This is a genomic window from Streptomyces sp. NPDC037421 (assembly GCF_055602105.1).
On the sequence record NZ_JBVJWV010000025.1, the window covers coordinates 16207 to 34893 of the forward strand.

At 68.7% G+C, this 18687-nt stretch carries 22 protein-coding genes and 2 pseudogenes; 9 read left to right on the top strand and 15 right to left on the bottom strand.

The genetic code is table 11. The features are described 5' to 3' along the window. The first annotated feature begins 54 nt into the window (after positions 1-54). Complete coding sequence (locus ACZ7IF_RS28480) at positions 55-594, top strand: SMI1/KNR4 family protein (RefSeq protein ID WP_470976956.1); 540 nt, start codon at positions 55-57, stop codon at positions 592-594. Positions 595-660: 66 nt separating this feature from the next. Here the strand turns inward: ACZ7IF_RS28480 and ACZ7IF_RS28485 are convergent, their stop codons facing one another. Beyond that, the gene (locus ACZ7IF_RS28485; RefSeq protein ID WP_470976959.1) at positions 661-1410 is read right to left on the bottom strand and encodes a transposase; all 750 of its coding nucleotides are present in this window, start codon (positions 1408-1410) and stop codon (positions 661-663) included. Between the two features lie 103 nt (positions 1411-1513). Beyond that, complete coding sequence (locus tag ACZ7IF_RS28490; protein WP_470976962.1) at positions 1514-2380, bottom strand: IS5 family transposase; 867 nt, start codon at positions 2378-2380, stop codon at positions 1514-1516. A 180-nt stretch (positions 2381-2560) separates the two neighbouring features. Between ACZ7IF_RS28490 and ACZ7IF_RS28495 the strand changes: the two genes are divergently transcribed. The 3 genes and pseudogenes from ACZ7IF_RS28495 to ACZ7IF_RS28505 form a co-directional block, all read left to right on the top strand. After that, complete coding sequence (locus ACZ7IF_RS28495; protein ID WP_470976965.1) at positions 2561-3739, top strand: hypothetical protein; 1179 nt, start codon at positions 2561-2563, stop codon at positions 3737-3739. Between the two features lie 690 nt (positions 3740-4429). Further along, on the top strand, positions 4430-4627 hold the full coding sequence (locus ACZ7IF_RS28500; protein WP_470977199.1) for a hypothetical protein: 198 nt from the start codon (positions 4430-4432) through the stop codon (positions 4625-4627). Continuing rightward, positions 4579-5013 (top strand): annotated as a pseudogene (locus tag ACZ7IF_RS28505) (helix-turn-helix domain-containing protein); the annotation flags it as partial. The gene ACZ7IF_RS28500 and the pseudogene ACZ7IF_RS28505, both read left to right, overlap by 49 nt. A 449-nt stretch (positions 5014-5462) precedes the next feature. Here ACZ7IF_RS28505 and ACZ7IF_RS28510 read toward each other — a convergent pair. Beyond that, positions 5463-6098: a sigma-70 family RNA polymerase sigma factor gene (locus ACZ7IF_RS28510; RefSeq protein WP_470976968.1), complete on the bottom strand. Its 636-nt coding sequence runs from the start codon at positions 6096-6098 to the stop codon at positions 5463-5465. Between the two features lie 164 nt (positions 6099-6262). Between ACZ7IF_RS28510 and ACZ7IF_RS28515 the strand changes: the two genes are divergently transcribed. The 4 genes from ACZ7IF_RS28515 to ACZ7IF_RS28530 all read left to right on the top strand — a co-directional run bounded on the left by ACZ7IF_RS28515 (position 6263) and on the right by ACZ7IF_RS28530 (position 9940). Then, entirely contained in the window at positions 6263-7048 is a 786-nt protein-coding gene (locus ACZ7IF_RS28515) for a trypsin-like serine protease (protein WP_470976971.1), read from the top strand. Then, the gene (locus ACZ7IF_RS28520; RefSeq protein ID WP_470976974.1) at positions 7021-7806 is read left to right on the top strand and encodes an FG-GAP repeat domain-containing protein; all 786 of its coding nucleotides are present in this window, start codon (positions 7021-7023) and stop codon (positions 7804-7806) included. The genes ACZ7IF_RS28515 and ACZ7IF_RS28520 overlap by 28 nt, the downstream gene beginning before the upstream one ends. A 200-nt stretch (positions 7807-8006) precedes the next feature. Further along, positions 8007-8930 (top strand): D-alanyl-D-alanine carboxypeptidase family protein, encoded by a 924-nt coding sequence (locus ACZ7IF_RS28525; RefSeq protein ID WP_470977193.1) that lies wholly within the window; start codon positions 8007-8009, stop codon positions 8928-8930. Positions 8931-9319: 389 nt separating this feature from the next. Further along, the gene (locus ACZ7IF_RS28530; protein ID WP_470976977.1) at positions 9320-9940 is read left to right on the top strand and encodes an RDD family protein; all 621 of its coding nucleotides are present in this window, start codon (positions 9320-9322) and stop codon (positions 9938-9940) included. An 83-nt stretch (positions 9941-10023) separates the two neighbouring features. Here the strand turns inward: ACZ7IF_RS28530 and ACZ7IF_RS28535 are convergent, their stop codons facing one another. Beyond that, on the bottom strand, positions 10024-10251 hold the full coding sequence (locus ACZ7IF_RS28535) for a hypothetical protein (RefSeq protein ID WP_470976980.1): 228 nt from the start codon (positions 10249-10251) through the stop codon (positions 10024-10026). A 140-nt stretch (positions 10252-10391) separates the two neighbouring features. Here ACZ7IF_RS28535 and ACZ7IF_RS28540 point away from each other — a divergent pair, with 140 nt between their 5' ends. Beyond that, positions 10392-10733 (top strand): hypothetical protein, encoded by a 342-nt coding sequence (locus ACZ7IF_RS28540; protein ID WP_470976983.1) that lies wholly within the window; start codon positions 10392-10394, stop codon positions 10731-10733. Between the two features lie 150 nt (positions 10734-10883). Here the strand turns inward: ACZ7IF_RS28540 and ACZ7IF_RS28545 are convergent, their stop codons facing one another. The 11 genes and pseudogenes from ACZ7IF_RS28545 to ACZ7IF_RS28595 all read right to left on the bottom strand — a co-directional run bounded on the left by ACZ7IF_RS28545 (position 10884) and on the right by ACZ7IF_RS28595 (position 18650). Beyond that, positions 10884-11405, bottom strand: a complete 522-nt coding sequence (locus tag ACZ7IF_RS28545; RefSeq protein WP_470976986.1) for a hypothetical protein — start codon at positions 11403-11405, stop codon at positions 10884-10886. Continuing rightward, positions 11402-11979: pseudogene (locus ACZ7IF_RS28550) on the bottom strand (transposase); the annotation flags it as partial. The gene ACZ7IF_RS28545 and the pseudogene ACZ7IF_RS28550, both read right to left, overlap by 4 nt. A gap of 465 nt (positions 11980-12444) precedes the next feature. Next, positions 12445-12741 carry a hypothetical protein gene (locus ACZ7IF_RS28555; RefSeq protein ID WP_470976989.1) on the bottom strand — a complete coding sequence of 99 codons (297 nt, stop codon included), beginning with the start codon at positions 12739-12741 and terminating at the stop codon, positions 12445-12447. A gap of 730 nt (positions 12742-13471) precedes the next feature. After that, a complete protein-coding gene (locus tag ACZ7IF_RS28560; protein WP_470976992.1) occupies positions 13472-13834 on the bottom strand; it encodes a hypothetical protein in 363 nt (120 codons plus the stop codon). Between the two features lie 163 nt (positions 13835-13997). Next, the gene (locus ACZ7IF_RS28565) at positions 13998-14489 is read right to left on the bottom strand and encodes a hypothetical protein (RefSeq protein WP_470976995.1); all 492 of its coding nucleotides are present in this window, start codon (positions 14487-14489) and stop codon (positions 13998-14000) included. Between the two features lie 128 nt (positions 14490-14617). Further along, the gene (locus tag ACZ7IF_RS28570; RefSeq protein WP_470976998.1) at positions 14618-15112 is read right to left on the bottom strand and encodes a hypothetical protein; all 495 of its coding nucleotides are present in this window, start codon (positions 15110-15112) and stop codon (positions 14618-14620) included. Between the two features lie 415 nt (positions 15113-15527). Then, entirely contained in the window at positions 15528-15827 is a 300-nt protein-coding gene (locus ACZ7IF_RS28575) for a Rieske (2Fe-2S) protein (protein WP_470977001.1), read from the bottom strand. Positions 15828-16169: 342 nt separating this feature from the next. Further along, positions 16170-17081, bottom strand: a complete 912-nt coding sequence (locus tag ACZ7IF_RS28580) for a phosphotriesterase family protein (RefSeq protein ID WP_470977004.1) — start codon at positions 17079-17081, stop codon at positions 16170-16172. Continuing rightward, positions 17075-17659 carry a DUF4865 family protein gene (locus ACZ7IF_RS28585; protein WP_470977007.1) on the bottom strand — a complete coding sequence of 195 codons (585 nt, stop codon included), beginning with the start codon at positions 17657-17659 and terminating at the stop codon, positions 17075-17077. Before ACZ7IF_RS28585 ends, ACZ7IF_RS28580 begins: the two co-directional genes overlap by 7 nt. Before the next feature lie 14 nt (positions 17660-17673). After that, complete coding sequence (locus ACZ7IF_RS28590; protein WP_470977010.1) at positions 17674-18063, bottom strand: (R)-mandelonitrile lyase; 390 nt, start codon at positions 18061-18063, stop codon at positions 17674-17676. Between the two features lie 11 nt (positions 18064-18074). Beyond that, positions 18075-18650, bottom strand: coding sequence for a TetR/AcrR family transcriptional regulator (locus ACZ7IF_RS28595; protein WP_470977013.1), 576 nt, complete (start codon positions 18648-18650; stop codon positions 18075-18077). Positions 18651-18687: the final 37 nt, after the last annotated feature.

An 18687-nucleotide genomic window follows, 5' to 3' on the forward strand; every position in this document is an offset into this window, starting at 1 on the left:
AGAGAGGACAGAGGGCAGAGGGCGATGAGTGTGGCTGAGAGTTGGTCGCGTGTGATGAGTCTTCTTCGGGAGCACGCGCCGGCCGATCACGCGGATCTGCCGGGGCCCGCTACGGAGCAGATGCTCGCGGCAGCCGAGGAACGGATGGGGATCTCCCTTCATGGGGACCTGCGGACGTGGCTGTTGCAGAACAATCTGGATCTGCCGGAGGAAGACGTCGACGACGACGTGATGTGCTGCGGCTTCAACGGGTTCCCCGACGAGGGAAGCTTCTTTCTGGGCATCCGGGCCATGGAGAGGCTCTACGCGAACCGCTCCACGCCCTGCGGATTCGACCCTCCGGACCAGCCGGACTACCCGTTCTGGCGTAACGAGTGGATCCCGTTCCTGTCGGACCAGGACGGCTGGATGGGAAAGTTCATCGATGTGCGGGACGGGCGCGTCGGCAGCTGGTTCGTGGGTGACCCCACGGTCACGGGCGAGTACGAATCGATGGCCCAGTACTTCGACTCCGTGGCGGAGACGCTGACGAGGATCGCCGATGGAAGCTCCCCGGTCTGTCGGTTCACCGAAGGTCGACTTGTCTGGTCCTGAGACGGTTCCCAACTGGATGACAGCCATTGCCAATCCGTCCTCACCCCGGTACGGCACTGAGATTCATCAGCGCTGACGTTCCAGGGTGAGGATGGCTGCGGCGATGACGGTCATGCGGTTGGGGCTACAGCGGGCCCGGCGGAGGATCTGCCAGGACTTGAGTCGCGCGATGCTTCGTTCGACCGGTGCTCGTGCCGCTGACAGGGCTCGGTTAATCGTCCGCTGGGTTGTGGTGAGGTCCCGGTTCGGAAGCCGTCTGATCGGTGTGGTCACCCAGGAGCCGGCGCCGATGTAGGCGCGGTCGGCTAGGACGGGAACACCCTGGCCTTCGCAGATCCGGATGATGCGGTGTGTGCGGGCCGCGGTCAGGTCATGGGTGCGGCCGGGCAGCGCGGGTGAGATCCACAGCAGCTTGCCGGTGGGATCGGCCACGACCTGCACGTTCACGCCGTGACGCCGGTGCTCCTGGGAGAAGTCGGCCCGGCTGTCGCCGACCCGGTCGCACTCGGCGAGCGTCCCGTCGAGCAGGACGTGATCAGGATCGGCTTCCCGCAGGAAACGCAGCAGGCCGGGTGCCCGACCGGACAGGTGCTCGACGACAGCCTTGACGTAGGCGTGGGCGGTGCCGACGGATATGCCGAAGCCGGCGGCGAGCCGTGCGAGCGTGTCGTGCCGACGAAGGTAGACCAGGCCGACGAGGGCGCGCTGGTGGGGCGGCAGCTTGCAGCGTCGGTCACCCTCACGGGTGGCGATGAGCATGGATACCCACTCGACCAGAGCGTGAGGCAGGTCGAGTGCGGCAGGATGGGGAACCAACAGGGCTCCTGTGCCGATGGGTTGAGACTTCGAACACCTCCCTCAACGGCGCGGGAGCCCTGTCCGTTGCGGTCTTCATCCTGACTCGGCCAGGGTCACTCGATCAGTGGCCACCCTGAAAGAGCTCAGTGGCCTCATAGCGGACTGCGAGCTTGTCGTAGCGAGTGGCCACGGCCCGATGACGCTTCAGCCGGTTGATCCCGCACTCGACCGCATGGCGCTCGCGGTAGTCGACCGGGTCGAAATGCGGCGGACGGCCGCCGCGGGAGCCCAGCTTCTGGCGGTTGCGTGCCTGGTCGGCCTTGTCGGGGATGGTGCAGCGGATTCCGCGGCGGCGCAGGTAGGCGCGGTTTCTGCGGGAGGCGTACGCCTTGTCCGCGCGGACTCGGTTGGGGCGGACGCGTGGCCGACCCGGCCCGATGCGGGGCACGCGGACCTTCTCCAGCACGGGTTCGAACTGCGGCGAGTCCCCGCGCTGCCCGGCCGTAATCACGATCGACATGGGCCGCTGACCTTGCTCGACGGCCAGGTGCAGCTTGGTGGTGAACCCGCCGCACGAGCGTCCCAGGCCGTGATCTCCGGGCTCGGTGAACACACCGCCCGGCGGTTCCTTCTGCAGATCACCCTGCTTGCGGGCCCCGGCCGCATGCTGATGAGCGCGGCACACTGTGGAGTCGACGCTCAGGTCCCACGTGATCGCACCCTTCGCGTCCGCCAGAGACTGGAGCCGCGTGAAGATCCTGTGCCAGATGCCGTCCCGCTGCCACCGACGGAACAGGTCATAGATCCGACCCCACGGTCCGTACTCGACGGGCACGTCCCGCCACGGAACACCGGTCCGGACCCTGAACCGTATGCCGTCGATCAGCCGTCGCCGAGCCCAGACGGGCGGCCGCCCCGGCTTCCTCCCCTTCGGCAACAACGGCTCCAGCACCGCCCACTCTTCGTCCGTGAGATCTCCCCGCCCCATGAACCGTGATCATCCAACGCTCAAGATCCACTTTCGACACACGGCCTAGGCGCTGAGAAGCTCAGGTCACATGCAGGATGTCGCCCCTATCATCCGCGATCGACGATCGAACGCCCGTAGCGTTGTGGCCACCCCGACGGGACGATACATTGCCCCGGTAGTCATATTCGAGGGGAGCGTATGCCCGGAGCTGGGGATGTCAGCAGGACGTATCGGATCTTATACGCTGCGAAAATCCTGCATGATGAGCGTGAATGGCTAAACTATCTTCGCCGCGAGGCGGTCATCCGGGCCTTGGCTGCAAATGCGGAGAGCCGCCTCACACCAGGCAGCCACCTGGTATCAGAAAGGGTCGGCGAGGCTGCGGATCTCCTGTGCGATATTCTGGATAGCACGCCCCTTTCGTTTGACACAGCTGGCGGACGAACCAAGCGGATTACGAATTGGGCCCGCGAGAAAGTAAGCCAGGGAATTCGATACCCGAACTGGCGAGGCGCCTCTAACTCAACCTTCTTCGAGCGCCTGGTCTTCTGGGTCGCAGCCGCCGCACGAACCGAACAGGGAGCAAACGCCCTCGACAGGGCAGCCTACCCTCGGAGTGACCAACGCCCAGAATTGTTTGCTGTCGCCGTCGCCAACGAGACGCGGGGACTATTGGTTGAATCCCTTCGGCCAGAAGGATTGAATATGGCCCGGCATCGTATGGGCGCCGTGATTCTCGATGGAGTTCCAGAGCGAGAGGTTCATGAAAGCCACTCGCGATGGCGCACCTTCGTTCAGTTGCTGGTCGCGGGAGCCGTCACGGGACTGACTTCAGACTTCCTGTTCACGGATAACTGGGTTGATTCCTTGGGTGTCGGTGCGACGGTATTCGCAGGTGGCGTTATACGTGAAGTAGCTCAAAGCAGTTTCATTGCCCTCAGTCCTGACATGCTCGCAGCGCGAAGATCTGTCATCAAGTGGCTGCGAGCGTCGCTACCAAAACGACTCATTAGGCGAATGGAGTGGGAGGATCCGGCCCTGGTCGATGAAGTCATGGCATCGGAGCATCCTCTCAACGAGATCCTGAACTGCCTGGCCCGCGGTCAAGCCCAGGCTGATTCGATTGAGCCCGATGCCCCCGAACTCGCCGATCTCGACGATCTGATCCACTTGGCTGGCGTAGTGCAGGACACAGAGCTGAGAGGAATGCTGATTGACGTCCGGTCAGCCATGAAGTTCGATCCTGGCGATCTTCCGTCTTCCTTCGCTCGACTTATGGTTGCTCTCGAAGGAACTGAGGAACACAGCATTCCAGCTCCTAGGCAAGAACTTCCACCCGGACAGTCATCCCGCCCGGATAGCGAATTGACGCCATAGCTGATTCGCCTAGGCGAAGAAGAGGTGAGGGAATGATGCACTCCGGCGGCCCGTGACTGCGCTGACTGCCGGACGCCTTCCCGTGTCTCGCTACATCCAACCCGCTGCCACGGCCGCGGACACTGCCGCCGTCTTCGCGTCTTCCGCCTTCGCGTTCGGCACCTCGTCGCTGCCCAGGCCCGGGCCTCCTGCCGCTCCAGCAGCGGCCATGGACGTGTGGCTGATCGACAGCGAAGCGGTCGCCACGCACATCACGACCGGTTCGGAGTGGCGCCTGAAGTTGGTCCGGTTTGGCGGACATCCGGAGATCTGGGCGTGTGCCCGGGAAGGGATGTCCGTGATAGAGGGCATGCTGAAGAAGCCGCCCAGGCCCCGGCGGCAGTTCACGCCGGAGTTCAAGGCGGAGATCGTTGAGTTGTGCCGGCGTGGTGACAGGTCGGTGCCCGAGTTCGTCAAGGGCTTCGACCTCACGGAGACCGCCGTGCGGCTGTGGGCGGCCCAGACCCGATCCTGCTGGCCAATTCCGTTGCGGGTCGGTTGTGATGCTCGTTGGTCGTGTAGCGGTCGTGCTCTTCCGTCTGCGGCCGCGGGGTGGGGTGTGGGGTGTCGATGCGGACGCGGCCGTGGCCGCAGGTGCCGGAAACGACCGGGCGGGCAGCGCGGGCCGCAGCAGCGAAGGGGCCGTATCCGTTGGCGATGCGGGTACGCGACGAGCTCGGCGAGCTGTTCGCGGATGCCGAGTTCGCCCAGGCATTCGGGGTACGGGGCCGGCAAGGGTGGTCACCGGGGCAGCTGGCACTGGTGACGGTGCTGCAGTTCGCCGAGAACCTCACCGACCGGGCCGACCGCCTCGCCTCACGCGGCGTTCGCTGCAGGACCCAGAACTGACCGGGATGACCCGCCAACAGCTCAGCGAGCTCATCGACGCGTTGACTCCAGCGCTGGAGGTTCAACGCGAGCAAGTGCTCCGCACACGTCGCAGTCACGAGCGCCTGGTGGCCCCTGGCACAGGTGCCAAAGCCAAGCTCACCCCAGCCGACCGGGTCCTGGCCACCGTGCTCCACCTGCGCAAACTCGCGACCATGGACCTCCTCGGCCAACTCTTCGGCGTCACCGCCATGACCATCAGCCGCGCGAAACAGGAAGTCCGCCCACTCCTGGAAGCACACGGCCACCACATCAACCCTTCTACCGCCCGCCTTCACACACCAGCCGACGTCGCAACGTTCCTCGCTCCCGACCCCACCCAGACCAAGGTCAAAAAGACGAGTTAAAGATCTGCACACCCTAAGCGCTACCGGTTACGCAGACTGCTGCGGCTCTCAGCTCGATCGCCTGCGGGCCTTCGTTGGTGCCACTGACGACCCAGGTATCCGGCGCCCCGTCCGCCTGCGTCGAGAGAGGGAACGACTCTTCGGTCCGAAAACCGTCTAGTCCATTACCGACGGGGCCTCCACCTGTGATGATCTTTCCGTCAGGGCACTGTGCCAGAGCTCCGCGGTGCTGGCCCGGGGGGACCTCCACAGGGTCGCCTGTGACCGCCTCAGCACCCGTTACGCCCGCGGTGCCGTTCGCCGGGGTTGTCGTCGCCTGGGCGTTCTGGTTGCAGCTGTTGCTCTGGGCGCCAGTGTTGCTGTTGCCGATTCCTCCGACTTGGCTCATCGGGTAGCAGACCTGGATGAGCGGCGAGTTACCCAGCAGCGAAAGGAGTCCCCCGTCGCCATCAGCCTGGGCGCCGCCGGCGCTGAGGAGCAGCGTCGCCGTCGCAGCGGCGCTGATCGTGGCAAACCGTCTGGTGAGCTTCACTCGACCGACCTTCCGTCCCTGGTACCGAAGCCTGCGCATCAACGGACAGCATGGCGACCCAGCCGTCCGACGGACTCGAAGCAAACTGCGACGTGCGGGTTTTCCCCCGGATGGCGCCAGCCGACCAGCCAAGACCAGCGGGCCGCCTACACCCCTCTTTGACCCCCATCACCTCGGCGGTCTCCTCGGTGCTCATCCCCACCATCCGGTGAAGGACGACCGCTTCCCGCTGCCGCTCCGGCAGCCGGCGCAGTGCCTCCTCCACGCTGAGGCGGACCGCGGCCCGCTCGAACGGGCCCGTGCCCAGTACCTGCCGGTCGAGCTCCTCGGCCAGGCGGTCGTCCTCGACCGGGCTGACCCGCGCGCGCTCGCGCAGGACATCGGCGATCCGGTTCTTGAGGACCTTCCAGGCGTAGGACGCCGGATACTCCATCGCCACCACTTGCGGCCAGATCCGCACCACCACCTCGAATGTGATGTGCACCGCGTCCTCGGCGTCGAACCGGTTGCCCAGCTGCCGCTGGGGCCCCGGGCCCGCCGCAGGGCGCTCCACGGCGCCGCCCGAGGCGCTGGCCGAACGCGCCCGCAGCGCGGCGCAGGTGACGACGACCGGCGGCGTCGTCCGCGCGGCGCTGGAGCGCGTCCTTCACGTGTACTCGTCACCAACGACCGCGACCGCGCAAGCCACGCACGTACTCTTCCGAAAGACATTTGCTGATGCCTTCCCACCGTTCCCGTCACCCGCGGGATGCGGCCGCAGCTGCCGCAGCCGCGGCCACCGCGATCGTGCTCACCGCTACGCCCGCCTCCCCCCTGTCCGGCTCGCCCGTCACCGACGGCAGCCGCGCCTTCACCGCTAAGATCGTCTTCGGTGACCACCTCAAGGGCTGCTCGGGTGTCCTGGTCGACAAGAGCTACGTCCTCACCGCGGCCAACTGCGTTTCGGCCACCAGCGCCAGACCTGCCAGCGGCAAGCTCCAGGACAAGACCACCGTCACCGTCGGCCGCGCGGACCTGGACAACGGCACCACCGGGGCCGTCGTGGAGGCCACCGATGTGGTCGTCCACGCGGAGCGCAACGTCGCCCTGCTCAAGCTGGGTGCGCCGGTGGCCAATGTGGCCCCGGCGGTGCTGGCGGGCCAGGCCCCGGCTGCTGGGCAGGCGCTGCTCAGTGCCGGTTTCGGGCGTACCAAGACCAGTTGGGTTCCGGGGCTGCTGAACAGCGGGCAGTTCAACGTCACCGCCACCACCGCCGACGCTGTCGTGGACCTCGAGCCCGTCGGTGAGGCGGCGCTGTGCCAGGGCGACGCCGGTGGGCCGCTCACGCGTGAGAACGCGGGGCAGCAGGAGCTGGTCGCCCTGACGACCGGTTCATGGCTTGGGTCCTGCCTCGGTGCCCCCGAAGGGGAGACGCGGCGGGGGCCCGTGCCGTCCGTGTCGACGACCTCGGGCAGTGGGTCAAGGGCAATGTCACCGTGCCGGGTCCCGACACCGGCAACCTGACCGACCACCGTGTCCTGGCCGACTTCAACAGCGACGGCAAGGCCGACCTGGCCGCCGTCGACAAGAACGGCACCCTCCAGGTCTACCGCGGCCGCGCCGAGGGCACTTTCGAGCCGACCTCGACGGCCGTCGGAACCCCGGGCGTGTGGAAGACCGTCCAGCGTGTCTTCGCCGGCGACTTCAACGGCGACGGAAAGCGCGACATCGCCGCCGTCTGGGAGAGCGACCGCATCCTCCTGCACGCCGGCAAGGGCGACGGCACCTTCGCCACCACCGTCACCCTCAGCCCGCAGAACGCCACCTGGGCCCAGCTCAAGCACCTCACCCGCTACAAGCTCGACCCCGCCAGCCCCAAGGACGGCGTCCTGGCGACCCGCCCCAACGGCGAGCTGTACGCCTACAAGGTCGGCAGCAACGGCCAGCTCGACTTCGGCGGCGGCAAGAAGATCTGGCCCGACGCCTCCTTCCAGAACGTCATCATCCTCGGCACCGGTGACTTCAACGGCGACGGCCGTGACGACGTCGTAGGCGTCTGGGACAACGGCGCCCTGGTCCGCTGGACCGGCAACGCCGCCGGGACCCTGGACTCCGGCGGTCTGGCCGCGGCCGGCACCTGGACGGACCTGAAGATCGTCACCGGTGACGGCGACGGCGACGGCGACGGCAAGCTCGACATCGTCAGCTGGAAGGGCAACAAGATGTCCTTCCACCGCGGCAGGGGCAACGGCACCTTCGAGGGCGTGGGCGTCCAGCTCTGACCCAGGACCCGGCGCCCCGTCGTCACACGCAGCCGGGACGCCTGCTGCGTGCGGCGGCGCCCGCCCACCGGATCACGGCGGCTTCAGCTGACAGCAACGCAATGGTCCGGCATGCGTTTCCCGGACGCGCCCTTGCGGGCACCTCCCGTCCCGTCCGGGGTTCTTCAACACGATCAAGGACAGAAGTGATCTCCAACCTGATGCGGCGCGCCAGGGGCGCGCTCGCAGTGACCATCGCCACCGGTGCCCTGCTCACGGCCACGGCACCCGCCCAGGCCGCGCCCGCGCCGACCCTCACCGCAGCCGGCGCGATCGTCATCAACGGCACCAACGGCACCACGCTCATGGCCAAGAACGCCGACACCAAGCGCCCGATGGCCAGCACCACCAAGATCATGACCGCCGTGGTGGTCACCACCCTGCCGGGCCTCAACCTCGACCAGAAGGTCACGGTCAAGCAGGAGTACCTGGACTACGTCGCCCGCGAGGGGGCGAGTTCGGCTCAGCTCAAGGCCGGGGCGACACCGACGGTCCGTCAGCTGCTGTACGGCACGATGCTGCCGTCCGGGTCCGACGCCTCATACGCCCTCGCGGACGCCCTCGGTACGGGTACGACCATGGCGGCCCGCACGGCGGACTTCATCGCCAAGATGAACGCCAAGGCGAAGGAGCTGGGCATGGCCAACACCGTCTACGACTCCTTCGACGGCATCTCGCCCACCGGCAAGAACCTCACCAGCCCGCGCGACCTCGCAAAGCTCACCCAGCACGCGATGACCAACACCCTGTTCCAGACCCTGGTGAAGACCACCACCTACAGCACCGGCGGAACCGCCGCCGTCGCCGCATGGAGCAACACCAACCTCCTGATCCAGCCGCGCCCGACCGGCTACGCGTACCCGGGCGCGATCGGCATCAAGACCGGTACCACCACCCCTGCCGGCAAGTGCCTCGTCTTCTCCGTCACCCGCAACGGCAAAACCGTCATCGGGGTCCTGCTGAACGACGAGGAACGCTACATGGACTCCATGGCCCTCTCCGACTGGGCCCTCGGCCCCGCCGCCGGCTCCAAGACCGCCCTCCAGCGCAGCAACACCGACCCGATCCCCGACGTCCTCGACTGACAGTGACGACGTGCGTGGTGCTGCGGAGGGACTGTAGGGCAGCAGCACTCGACACGTCGGGCAGAGGACTTGGCTCCATCAGCCGTCGCGGTGCGCTCGACCTCGGCTGTGCCCCGGCGGTGCGGGCTGTCTTCCGTGGTCAAGGCCTCGTCACGGCAGCCGTGCCCGCCCAGGTGGCAGCCCGTTGGCGCCCGACCGGCAGAGACGTTCCTGACGTCGATTCCCCCCTCGCCGAGGTTCGTACGTCGCCCCGGCCAGGTGGGTGTCGGTGCGGCGTGAAATCCTCCAGTGCAGGTGTCCGGGGGGATGGGCCAGTGCTGACCAGTCGACGTGCGTTCCCCCACTCGGCCCACATCGTCCCCGCTTACCCAGAACGAAGAGATCTCACCATGAGCTTCGGCGACCCGAACAACCCGTACGGCCAGCAGCCCCCGCAGGCCCAGCATGGTTACCCTCAGCAGGCCCCGCAGGGCGTGCCCCCGCAGTACGGCTACGGGTACCCACAGCAGGCCGCCCCGCAGTACGGGTACCCCCAGCAGCCCGCTCCGTACGGCTCCATGCCCGCTCCCGGCATGCCGGGCGGTATGCCCGAGCTGGCCCACTGGGGACTGCGCGTCGGGGCGGACCTGCTCGACACGCTGATCGTCATCGGCCCGATGTACGCCCTGGGCTTCGTCGACCTCGCCACCGCTGCCGACCCGGACAAGGCCGAACCCGGCGTCTTCTTCATGGTCGGCATCGTGTACGCGGTCGCCATGGGCTTCTTCCAGCTCTTCAAGGAGGGCTCCACCGGCCAGACCATCGGCAAGAAGGCGGTCGGCATCAGCCTGCGCCGCGAAACCGACGGCAGCACGCTCGGTTTCGGCATGGCCTTCGTCCGCAAGCTGGCCCACATCCTCGACAGCCTCCCCTGCCACATCGGCTGGCTGTGGCCGCTGTGGGACATCAAGAAGCAGACCTTCGCCGACAAGGTGTGCGGCACCGTCGTCATCCGAGTCACCAAGAGCTGAGGCCGCTCCTCCCCACCGCGCGAGGGCGGCGGAGGTGTTCCACCAGCGAGGCGAACGATGCCTGGAATTTTCAGGTGAAGTGATCAAAATTCAGAGCGAAAGAAGAAGCTTGCGGTGACGAGCAGGGCAAGGCGTCTGGCGGTATCGGGCGCGGCGGCGGGCATGGTGCTGGCTCTGACGGGCTGCGAGGGCGGGGCGAGCAGCGCGGGCAACACCAAGCAGAGCACCGACGGCGCGCTGCTGTCCGAATCCATGCGGTTGTTCAGGGACGCGCCGTCGGTACGTGTCACGGCCAGGTCCGCGGTCGCCATGGGGAGCAGAGTCGAGATATCCGTCGACCGCGACAAGAACTGCCGCGTCGACGCCCAGAACGGGTTCTTCCGAGTTGCCGTCGAACGCGGGGGCCGCACCTGGATGAGATGGCGTGAGGACTACCTCCAGCATGTGCGCCTTGACCCCCTTGCGCGCCGTCACGGACGAGCTGGCGAAACCCGGCCAGCACGCCACCCGTGAGCCCGAGATCACCGAGAACGGCGAGCGCCTCGTCCCGCTGCGCCGGGGCGAGGACCCCAGCTACGTGACCGCGTACGTCAAGGACGGCGAGAAGCCGTACCCGCACAAGCTCGTCGTGAAGATTCCCACGTTCGCCCCGACGCCGGTCGACTTCTGGCTCGACGCCTACGGCGAACCGGTCGCGGTGGCACCGCCGGCTGCCTCGCAGACCGTCCGTTCGGCAACGATAGAGGCCCTGGCGGAACACAACCTCGCGGCTGGCCTGTCCAGCAGCCGGTGAGGTTCTCTGATCGTCGTTCGACGCGGACAGCATCGCGTCCGCCTGACGCCTTGCTGCCGACGGCGTCCTGCGTCGGCAGCAAGGCGCTCCAGGGGATCGCCGCCCCAAGCCTTCCCCGCCGACAGCCGTACGAGGCCATCTCGGCTTCCCTCACGACCGCCACAGGTGGGCCGGTGGCCGCAACCCGGCGGGCCGCCGCTCCCCGCTCACCGGCCTCGACCCGGTTGTGGCGTGGGCCCCGGCTCTCCCGGCCAGGGTTATCGCGACCGCCGCGATCACCTTCTGCAGGGCCGGGATACGCCGCTGGTAGCGCACCGTCAGCCCGGAGACCTGCGTCGATTCCTGCCCGCAGCCCGGGCGGACCATCGTGATCCTGACCAGGCCGCCGCCTGTCTCCAACGCCTCGACCAGCACCAAGGGGGCCGGCGGCCTCGTTGAAGATGCCGAGGATGCGGGGGTGGTCCGGGTGCTCGGGCAGGTCCGGCGGGGCGGCTGGGAGCCGGTCGGCGAGACCGGTGACCGTCTTCCGTGTGATCGAGAGGTTTCGAGGTGGGTTTCGGCCTCGCGCAGCCGGGCCTGTAGTTCGCCGATCTGCGTGCGGAGGTCGTCGGCCAGACCCCGGGCGGCTTCCTCCTGGATGACCAGCGCGTCGAGCAACGGCTGGAGGTTCACGCGCTCACCTTCCGCAGCTCGCGCCACGTGGAGGTGCTCTCGCCGGTGAGGCGGCGGGCCATGACCTGGGTCATGGCCCAGTACACGCGGGAGACGGACGAGGCCGGGTGGTGTTCGTAGTCGCGGACCAGACGCCGGTGCAGTGTCAGGATTCCGTAGGTCTGCTCGACCCTCCACCGCTTCGGCGGCGGAACGAACCACCTCTCCTGCGGGTTGCGCGCGACGATCTCGACGTCGATGCCCAGGCCGGCTCCTGCGCGGCGACCTGGTTCTTGAAGCCCTGGTCGACAAGGGCCTTCCGGGCGCTTCCGCCGGTATGTTCGGCGACCGGGTCCAGCAGGGCGACGCCCGCTGGGTTGTCGTGCGCGTCCGCTGCGAGGACGGCCACCGCGATGACCAGGCCGAGCACGTCCACGGCCAGGCCCCGCTTGCGGCCCGGGACCCGCTTTGCCGGATCCCGGCCGGTCGTGGAGGCGGGGACCCCGGCGGCCGCGTGGACGCTCTGGGTGTCCAGGACCACCAGGGTCGGATCTCCACGGACCTGGCAGCGCAGGAGCTCGTGGAAGATGGCGTCCAGGGCCGCGCGCTCGTTGGCGTGGGCCTGGCTGCGCCCCTTGGCGACCGCTGCCCGGTGGATGGCGCGTACCTCAGGGCGGGCAGCGGTCTCACGGTGGCGGGCGTTGCCGCTCCGTCCGACAGCCTGGCGTTCCTCGGCCGGCTGCTCGGAGACCGGGGTGAGTTCTCCTCGCCCGTGGCGGGCGCGGGTCTGCTCCTGTCGGCGTACTCATTGAGGTGCTCGGCAAGGTACGGATGAACGTGCTCGGCTTGGTGGCCGCCGAGCTTTCGTCGGAGAGGAGGTGTGACCGAGCACGATAGATGGCACGGGCGGACAACTTCGATGCTCAGTTCTTCAGCGTTCGCATGCCAAGGGCCCGACATCGGATCGGGCTCGACGGGGTCCGCACGGTGGTGCCGAGCAAGGGTCTACTCGCGAGGTGGCTGGCTTCGATCGGCCCTGCGAGCGGCAGGCGCCGCCTGCTCACATGTCCGGCAGAACGAGGATGACTTCGGAGACCTTGAGGCCGTGCCGGTCGGTCACCAGCCCGCACGGGCAGCCCAGGGTCACCACATGCCAGTCGCAGGCCACGGTCCATGGGCCGTCCGCATTCGCGCATCTGGAGCAGCGGACGGTCTTGGCCGTCCACACGTCGTGGGCAGGTCTCTCGTAGTGCCGGAACCGGCCCGCGTACTGGACCTGCCAGGAAACGGCTGCGGGCGTCCGCGAGCTGGTCCCGGACGGAATCGGGGCCGCCAGTGCGGCGAACAGCGCGATCAAGTCGGGTAGGAGGGCTTCGCCCGCATCGGCCAGGGGGACCGGCAAGCCGTCTGCCGTGCCCTGGCCAGTCGGGTAGCGCGGAGCCGCCGCAGCGGCTGGCGGATTCGGGGCGGCGAACCACGGCAGGAAGGCGCGAGCGACAGCGGCCAGGAGGGCGGCGGCTGGTGGACTGACCTCACCTGCGTCAAGGTGGTGAACTGCGGTGCGCCAGATCCGCTGGAGCCGCCGGTCTCGGTCCACGGCCCGCGCCCGTGCACTGCCGGCCCTGCGGGCGGGGAGCGGGGCGGAGAGGCGGGCAAGGACCCTGGCCGCCGCGGCCGTGTCCGCCGCAGCGGGGAGCCACTCCCCGGCAGCCAGCAGCTGCCCGGCGCGGCCCGACTCGCGTGTCAACGCACCTGCCAGCAACCGTGGGGTACTGGAGATCGTCCCTGGAGTCTCTTGCCTGCCAGACACTGCGTCCCCCGTTCGTCGCGTGTGCCCGTCACCTGAGCCGCGGACATCACACCACACGTCCGCGCGGGAGTGGACGTGCACGCAGTGGCGTCAAGACGGGCTGATCGCTCATTTCGGTGCCGCTGGCCGCCCGCCAACATGAATGCACAGCTCGACAGTTCCAGTGCGCATGGGACAGGTCCAGTCCTCAGTCACAACGGGTGTGCCTGTGCGCTTCAGTTGGCGCTGATCGCCAACTGAAGCGCACAGTGCGGCCGTCGATGTCGGCGGCGGGGAATCACTGCTGCGTGTAAGGAAGCCACACGTATCCCGGGCTGAAGGGAACCCAGGCTGGCCCGAGGGGAAGCCGGTTACGGAGATGCTCGGCAAGGACCAGGCCGGGCAAGGTGCCGTGAGAGAGTTCCTCCGCCCAGTCCGCAGCCAGGTCGTCGACGTCGAGGAAGCACTCTGGGTCCCAGCCGACCATGGCCGTGCGGTAACCCTCGAATCGTGCGAGCAGTCCGTAAAGGCCACGCCCGAGCTCCTCCAGCTCAGTCTCGGTGAGGTCGAACCGTGGCAGACTTCCATCGGCCACAACTCCAAAGCCCACAGCCACTGGCAGAACCGCCACCTGCATAGATGGCCCGGCAGTCGACAGCATGGGCCGGTGCAGAGGGATCCGAAGGGCACCGGCGCGGAGCGTGTACGGCCACGGCTCAACGCATGAGGCTGCCCGAGCGGCCCTCGCATCGTCGCCGAAGTCCACTACCAATCCGAAGCACAGTGCCACGCCTCGCGCCCTTCGCTCTTTCCAGTGCTGGATGTCAGCTGCTGAGGTCGAACACGCCCCACGTAGTGAACGGCTCGGCCTGGACGTAGATCCTGCTTCCTCGGCCGACGACCCGCCGGCGGCCGGGGGCAGGGCCGTCGGGCAGGGTGAGCAGGCCGACGTCCGTGGGCTCGACGGATGTTTCGGTGATCTCTCCGTGGGCGAGTCGGTCCCGCTCCTCGCCGTAGCCGCCGTAGAAGGCCACCCGCTCGCCGTGGACGGCCACCGCATGGGCGCCCCGTACGCGGTTCGCCCACACTCTCACGGGCCGGTCGGAGCGGTTGGGGCGTATCTCGACGAGCGGGAAGTCCGTGTACGGGCACGCCCAGGCCGCGGTGCCCGACACGTTCAGGGCGTAGCAGTCGAAGAGACCCGGGATGGGGGCGCCGTCTGGCGTCCAGGCGAGCTGGCCGGTGGCGCTCCAGCGGCGGATTCCCACCGGGTTCTCGTCGAAGTGCCCGACCCAGATATGGCCGGACTCGTCCACGAGCAGGTGCTCGATGGCGTCCCCGACGGAGAAGGACGAGGTCTCGCGGCCGAGCGCGTCGAAGATCTGGACCTGGTTCGCTGAGCGTTCGACCTGCAGGGCAGTGCCACCAGGTGCTCAGCCGCGAGTCAGCAGAACCAGACGACAAGGCGTACGTTCTCGGCTCCGTGGACCTCGCTGAGGATGCGCATGACGCTCCAGACGCGGCCCCAGTCGGTGTCGTTCCCTGCGGCTGAGGCGCGCGTTCGTGTGCCTGAGGTGTTGGTCTCCTGCCAGTTCGTGGTGCTCAGCTCGGCCCAGGTCAGCCACGTGGTCCCGTGCACATCGCGGGGGCCGCCGTAGCCTGCGAACTCACCTCGCAGCCCATCCGAGGCGTCATCCGGAAAGCCACGGCCTTCCGCCAGGGGACGGAAGCCGAAGGAGTTTCGGACTCCGAACAGGCAAGCCAGGCCGTCGTAGGCGTTGCCCCTGTTGAGGAGGAAAAGATCAATGGCGACCTCCCACACGGAGTCTTCGTCGTCGGGGCCCCATAGACGGGCCCCAGGCCGGCATTCGATCATTCCGCTGACATCGGTCGGCATGGAGCGATCCTGCCTGTGCAGGTCAGGGAACAGCATCTCCATTTCCCGCGCTCGCAGGTGGCGTGTGGGGGCTTCACCCGCGTTGGGGAGCAGCCGTGATGATCTCTGCCACGTGTTGCAGGGAGGCCTGGTATGTCTCGGCGTTGCCCGGCAGCTTCTGCCAGGTGCGCACTCGCAGAGTGGTGGACCGCAGGGTCCCGGGCGGGATGCCGAGGTAGCGGCCCGCGCTCGTCCGTGATCCGCCGCGGGCCATCTGGACCAGACGAATCGCGGCGTCGCGCCGAAGAAGCCGCGCGGGTCCGTCCAGCCTGTCCAGCGGGGCTGTCCAGGCGTTGGGGAGGGGGGTCTGAAATGGTGCGCGGGTCGAGGCGGCTTCTGTGGGTAGGGGGTTGGGGGAAGAGGGGCTGCGGTCCGCGGGCTTCCTGCCAGAGGCGGGTTGCTTCCGCGATCACAGCGTTCATGGCGGGTGAGCAGTGAGGGGTGAGGCCGGGGCGGGCTGCTCAAGGAGGCAGATCGAGTCGCCCGATACCCGGATCCGTTTCGGTGGTAGCGGCGACGGCGCCGGCCCACCTGCCACCGAGCCATCAGCGATCTTGAACTTGCCTCCGTGGCACGGACAGTTGGCCGTGCCGCCGGAGACGCTGGACAGGACGCAACCCCGGTCCAGGTCCAGGCGGCGTTCACCGACAGCGCGCACGCCGGCGCCGTCGGCAACGCGCTCCTGGCCGGCCTCCCCTTCGAGGCCCGCATGGAGCATGCGGCCCGCTACCTGCCCCGCCCCTACACCGGACGCACCATCGCCAACCTGTGGCGTACGCGTCCCTGTGGCACTCCTGGGACCCGTCCCGCAGGCCCTGAGCGGTCACGGGAGGGCCCGGCGGCCGCGCGGGTGCGCCGGCTGGGGGTGGGGGGCGTGGCCCTGTCGGGGGCCGTGGGGGCGGCGAGCTTGGCGTACTCCTCGATGTACAGCCCGTACGTCGCCCCGCCGAAGGTGCCGTTCGGCGCCACATTCGGCAAACCCGCCCTGAGCACGGCGCGCACCTCCCTCTACGTCCCGCTCAGCCTCACCCCGCCCACCGGTCGAGCCGGACCGACCGGCTCAGGGCCAGTCGACGGCGAAGGCCCGCCCGGGGTTCCGGGTGAGGATGTGATCCACCAGCTCCGCACCCAGGGCGGCCACCAGCCGGGGTCGCACCCGGCGCAGCAGGTACGGCATCCCGGGGCCGCCGTCGACCGACCGCGCCCCGGAGACGACGGTGTCCCCGCCGAGCAGCAGCCGGTGTCCGAAGCCGGCCTCGGCCAGTGCCTTCATCGCGTCGGGCATCCGCCAGTCCGTGGCGTGATGGGCGAGTGAGGGCCCGTCGAACGCCAGGTAGCAGCCCGCCTCCGCGGCCTGGCGCTGCACCACGCGGTCGGGCGAGCGGTTGAGGTGCCCGAGGACCACCCGGTGAGGGGGGACCTCCAGCTCGTCACACAGCAGGTCGAGTACGTCGAGTGCGCCCGTGCCGTGCTCCAGGTGGACGGCTATGGGCGCGCCTGTCTCGTGGTGGGCCTCGGCCGCGGCGGCCATCGTCCAGTGTGCGTGCGCGTCGAGGGCGTGGAAGCCGCCCGCGACCTTGATGAGCCCGGCGCGGACGCCCGATGCGCCGATGCCCGTGGTCAGTTCGGAGACGAAGACGTCGGCGAGCCCGCCGCGCAGCGCGTCGAGGAACTCCGGGTCGTAGTGGGCGGCTTGATGCAGCCCGGTCGCGCACACCACGTGCACCCCGGCCGCGCGGGACAGCGGCGGCAGGTCCGCGGTCCTCCGTCCCATGCCGTACGGCGTCCACTGGATGACGCTCGCGCCGCCCGCGGCGCGGAACGCGGCCAGTTCGGAGCGTGCGGCCGGGACGTCGTCCAGTTCCCGGCCGGGGAGTTTCGGGCTGCGGAGGAAGAGGTGGTCGTGGGCGTCGCAGACGCCGAGGTCATCGGGGCGCACGTCTCCGAGGACGGTGCGGACGCGGTTTACCACTGCCGTCCGCGCGTCAGCTCGTGCCTCCCGGGCGCCGATACGTGCAGCACCTCGAAGACGTCGCCCGAGGCTTCGGGCGACGTGTGGTCCCAGAGCGAGAAGTGGACCAGCTCCCAGCGGTGCGAGTCGACGGCGGCTGCGGCGAGTACGGCGCCTTCCCGCGCGGCAAGTCGCCCCGCTTCGCGCACCGCGTCCTCCATGAACTCGGACAGCGGCACGGCTTCCGGGACCCGCTGTCGCCGGCGCACCGCGACGACGGCGGGAGAGCCGGCCGCGGCGCCCTCCTCGTAGGCCAGGCCCGTCCACTGCCGCACGTCGGGCCGCCCGAAGTCGTTGACGGGCCCCTGGAAGGGGCCTCCCCACAGGAAGGCGTTCATCCCCTCCGTGGTGTTCCAGAGGTAGAACGGCGCGTACTGGTTGACCGGCGAACCGTGCACCCCGCGCTCGCGCATCAGGTACGTCTTGAAGGCGAGGCCGTCCCAGTGGTCGAGGGCGTGCCCGCGGCGCAGGACACGGTCGCGGATGACGTCCATGTCGTAGTCGGCGGGCAGGGTCATCTCGTACTGCATGGCGTGCATCGTGAGCTCCTTTCTCAGGCGGGGTAGTGGCCCACGTGTTCGTGCCACTCGACGGTCGAGCCGTCCTCGGCCGCCTCCACGACGGCGAGATGCGTCATGAAGGTGGCGGGAGCGGCGCCGTGCCAGTGCCGTTCGCCGGGCTCGATCCACACGGTGTCGCCCGCCCGGATCGCCGTGACGTCACCGCCCTCGCGCTGGACCAGTCCCTCGCCCTCCAGGACGTGCAGGACCTGGCCGTGCGGATGGCGGTGCCAGGCGGTGTGCGCGCCGGGGGCGAAGTGCACGCTGAACATCCGCAACCGGGACGGCGACTCCGGGGCGGCCATCTCGTCCAGCCACACCGTGCCCGTGAAGTGCTCCGCCGGGCCCTGGAGGGTGTCGGGCCGCCTTGTCGTGATGTGCATACGGGAACTCCTCAGAATGCCGGTCGAAGAAGGCAGAGCAGACCGCGTACCCCCGAGTCGAAGGCCGCGGGCGAGCCCGACGCGCGGGCCAGGACGTAGCCCCCCTGCACCGTGGCGAGGACCGTCGCGGCGATCTCCCGCGCGTCGAGGGACCGGGCGAACTGGCCCTGTTCCTGACCCTCTTCGACGATGCGGGCGAGCTGCTCACGCAGCCAGGCGATCGTCTCGTCCACCGGGGCCCGCAGAGCCTGGTTCGCGACCACGTCCGGGTCCATCGTCAGGCGGCCCAGGGGGCAGCCGCGCAACACGTCGCGTTCGCGCTCCAGATAGGCCCGGATCCGCTCGTACGGCGTCCCGGGCCCATCCAGCGCGCTCTGCGCGGAGGCGCGCAGCTCCTCGGCGGTGCGGCGGATCGCGGCCAGCGCGAGGTCCGGTTTGCCCTGGAAGTGGTGGTACATGCTGCCCTGGCCCGCGCCCGCGCGCTCCAGGATCGCCTTGGGGCTGGTGCCCACGTAACCGCGTTCCCACAGCAGTTCGCGGGTGGACTCGATCAGTCGGTCCTGAGTGCTCATGCGGATACTGTACATACCAGTAGGTACAGAGGCGAGCCGTTCGGGATTCGGC

Bases quoted from the DNA above. Each gene is read 5' to 3' on its own strand.
- ACZ7IF_RS28495 (WP_470976965.1), top strand. From the start codon at position 2,561: ATGCCCGGAGCTGGGGATGTCAGCAGGACGTATCGGATCTTATACGCT.
- ACZ7IF_RS28585 (WP_470977007.1), bottom strand. From the start codon at position 17,659: ATGCACGCCATGCAGTACGAGATGACCCTGCCCGCCGACTACGACATG.
- ACZ7IF_RS28590 (WP_470977010.1), bottom strand. From the start codon at position 18,063: ATGCACATCACGACAAGGCGGCCCGACACCCTCCAGGGCCCGGCGGAG.
- ACZ7IF_RS28490 (WP_470976962.1), bottom strand. From the start codon at position 2,380: ATGGGGCGGGGAGATCTCACGGACGAAGAGTGGGCGGTGCTGGAGCCG.
- ACZ7IF_RS28575 (WP_470977001.1), bottom strand. From the start codon at position 15,827: ATGCTCCATGCGGGCCTCGAAGGGGAGGCCGGCCAGGAGCGCGTTGCC.
- ACZ7IF_RS28535 (WP_470976980.1), bottom strand. From the start codon at position 10,251: ATGGCGACCGCGGACCTGGCCGTGACACGTACCGACGGCGCGTCCCTG.
- ACZ7IF_RS28595 (WP_470977013.1), bottom strand. From the start codon at position 18,650: ATGTACAGTATCCGCATGAGCACTCAGGACCGACTGATCGAGTCCACC.
- ACZ7IF_RS28480 (WP_470976956.1), top strand. From the start codon at position 55: ATGAGTCTTCTTCGGGAGCACGCGCCGGCCGATCACGCGGATCTGCCG.
- ACZ7IF_RS28530 (WP_470976977.1), top strand. From the start codon at position 9,320: ATGAGCTTCGGCGACCCGAACAACCCGTACGGCCAGCAGCCCCCGCAG.
- ACZ7IF_RS28515 (WP_470976971.1), top strand. From the start codon at position 6,263: ATGCCTTCCCACCGTTCCCGTCACCCGCGGGATGCGGCCGCAGCTGCC.
- ACZ7IF_RS28560 (WP_470976992.1), bottom strand. From the start codon at position 13,834: ATGCTGTCGACTGCCGGGCCATCTATGCAGGTGGCGGTTCTGCCAGTG.
- ACZ7IF_RS28570 (WP_470976998.1), bottom strand. From the start codon at position 15,112: ATGGAGATGCTGTTCCCTGACCTGCACAGGCAGGATCGCTCCATGCCG.
- ACZ7IF_RS28525 (WP_470977193.1), top strand. From the start codon at position 8,007: ATGCGGCGCGCCAGGGGCGCGCTCGCAGTGACCATCGCCACCGGTGCC.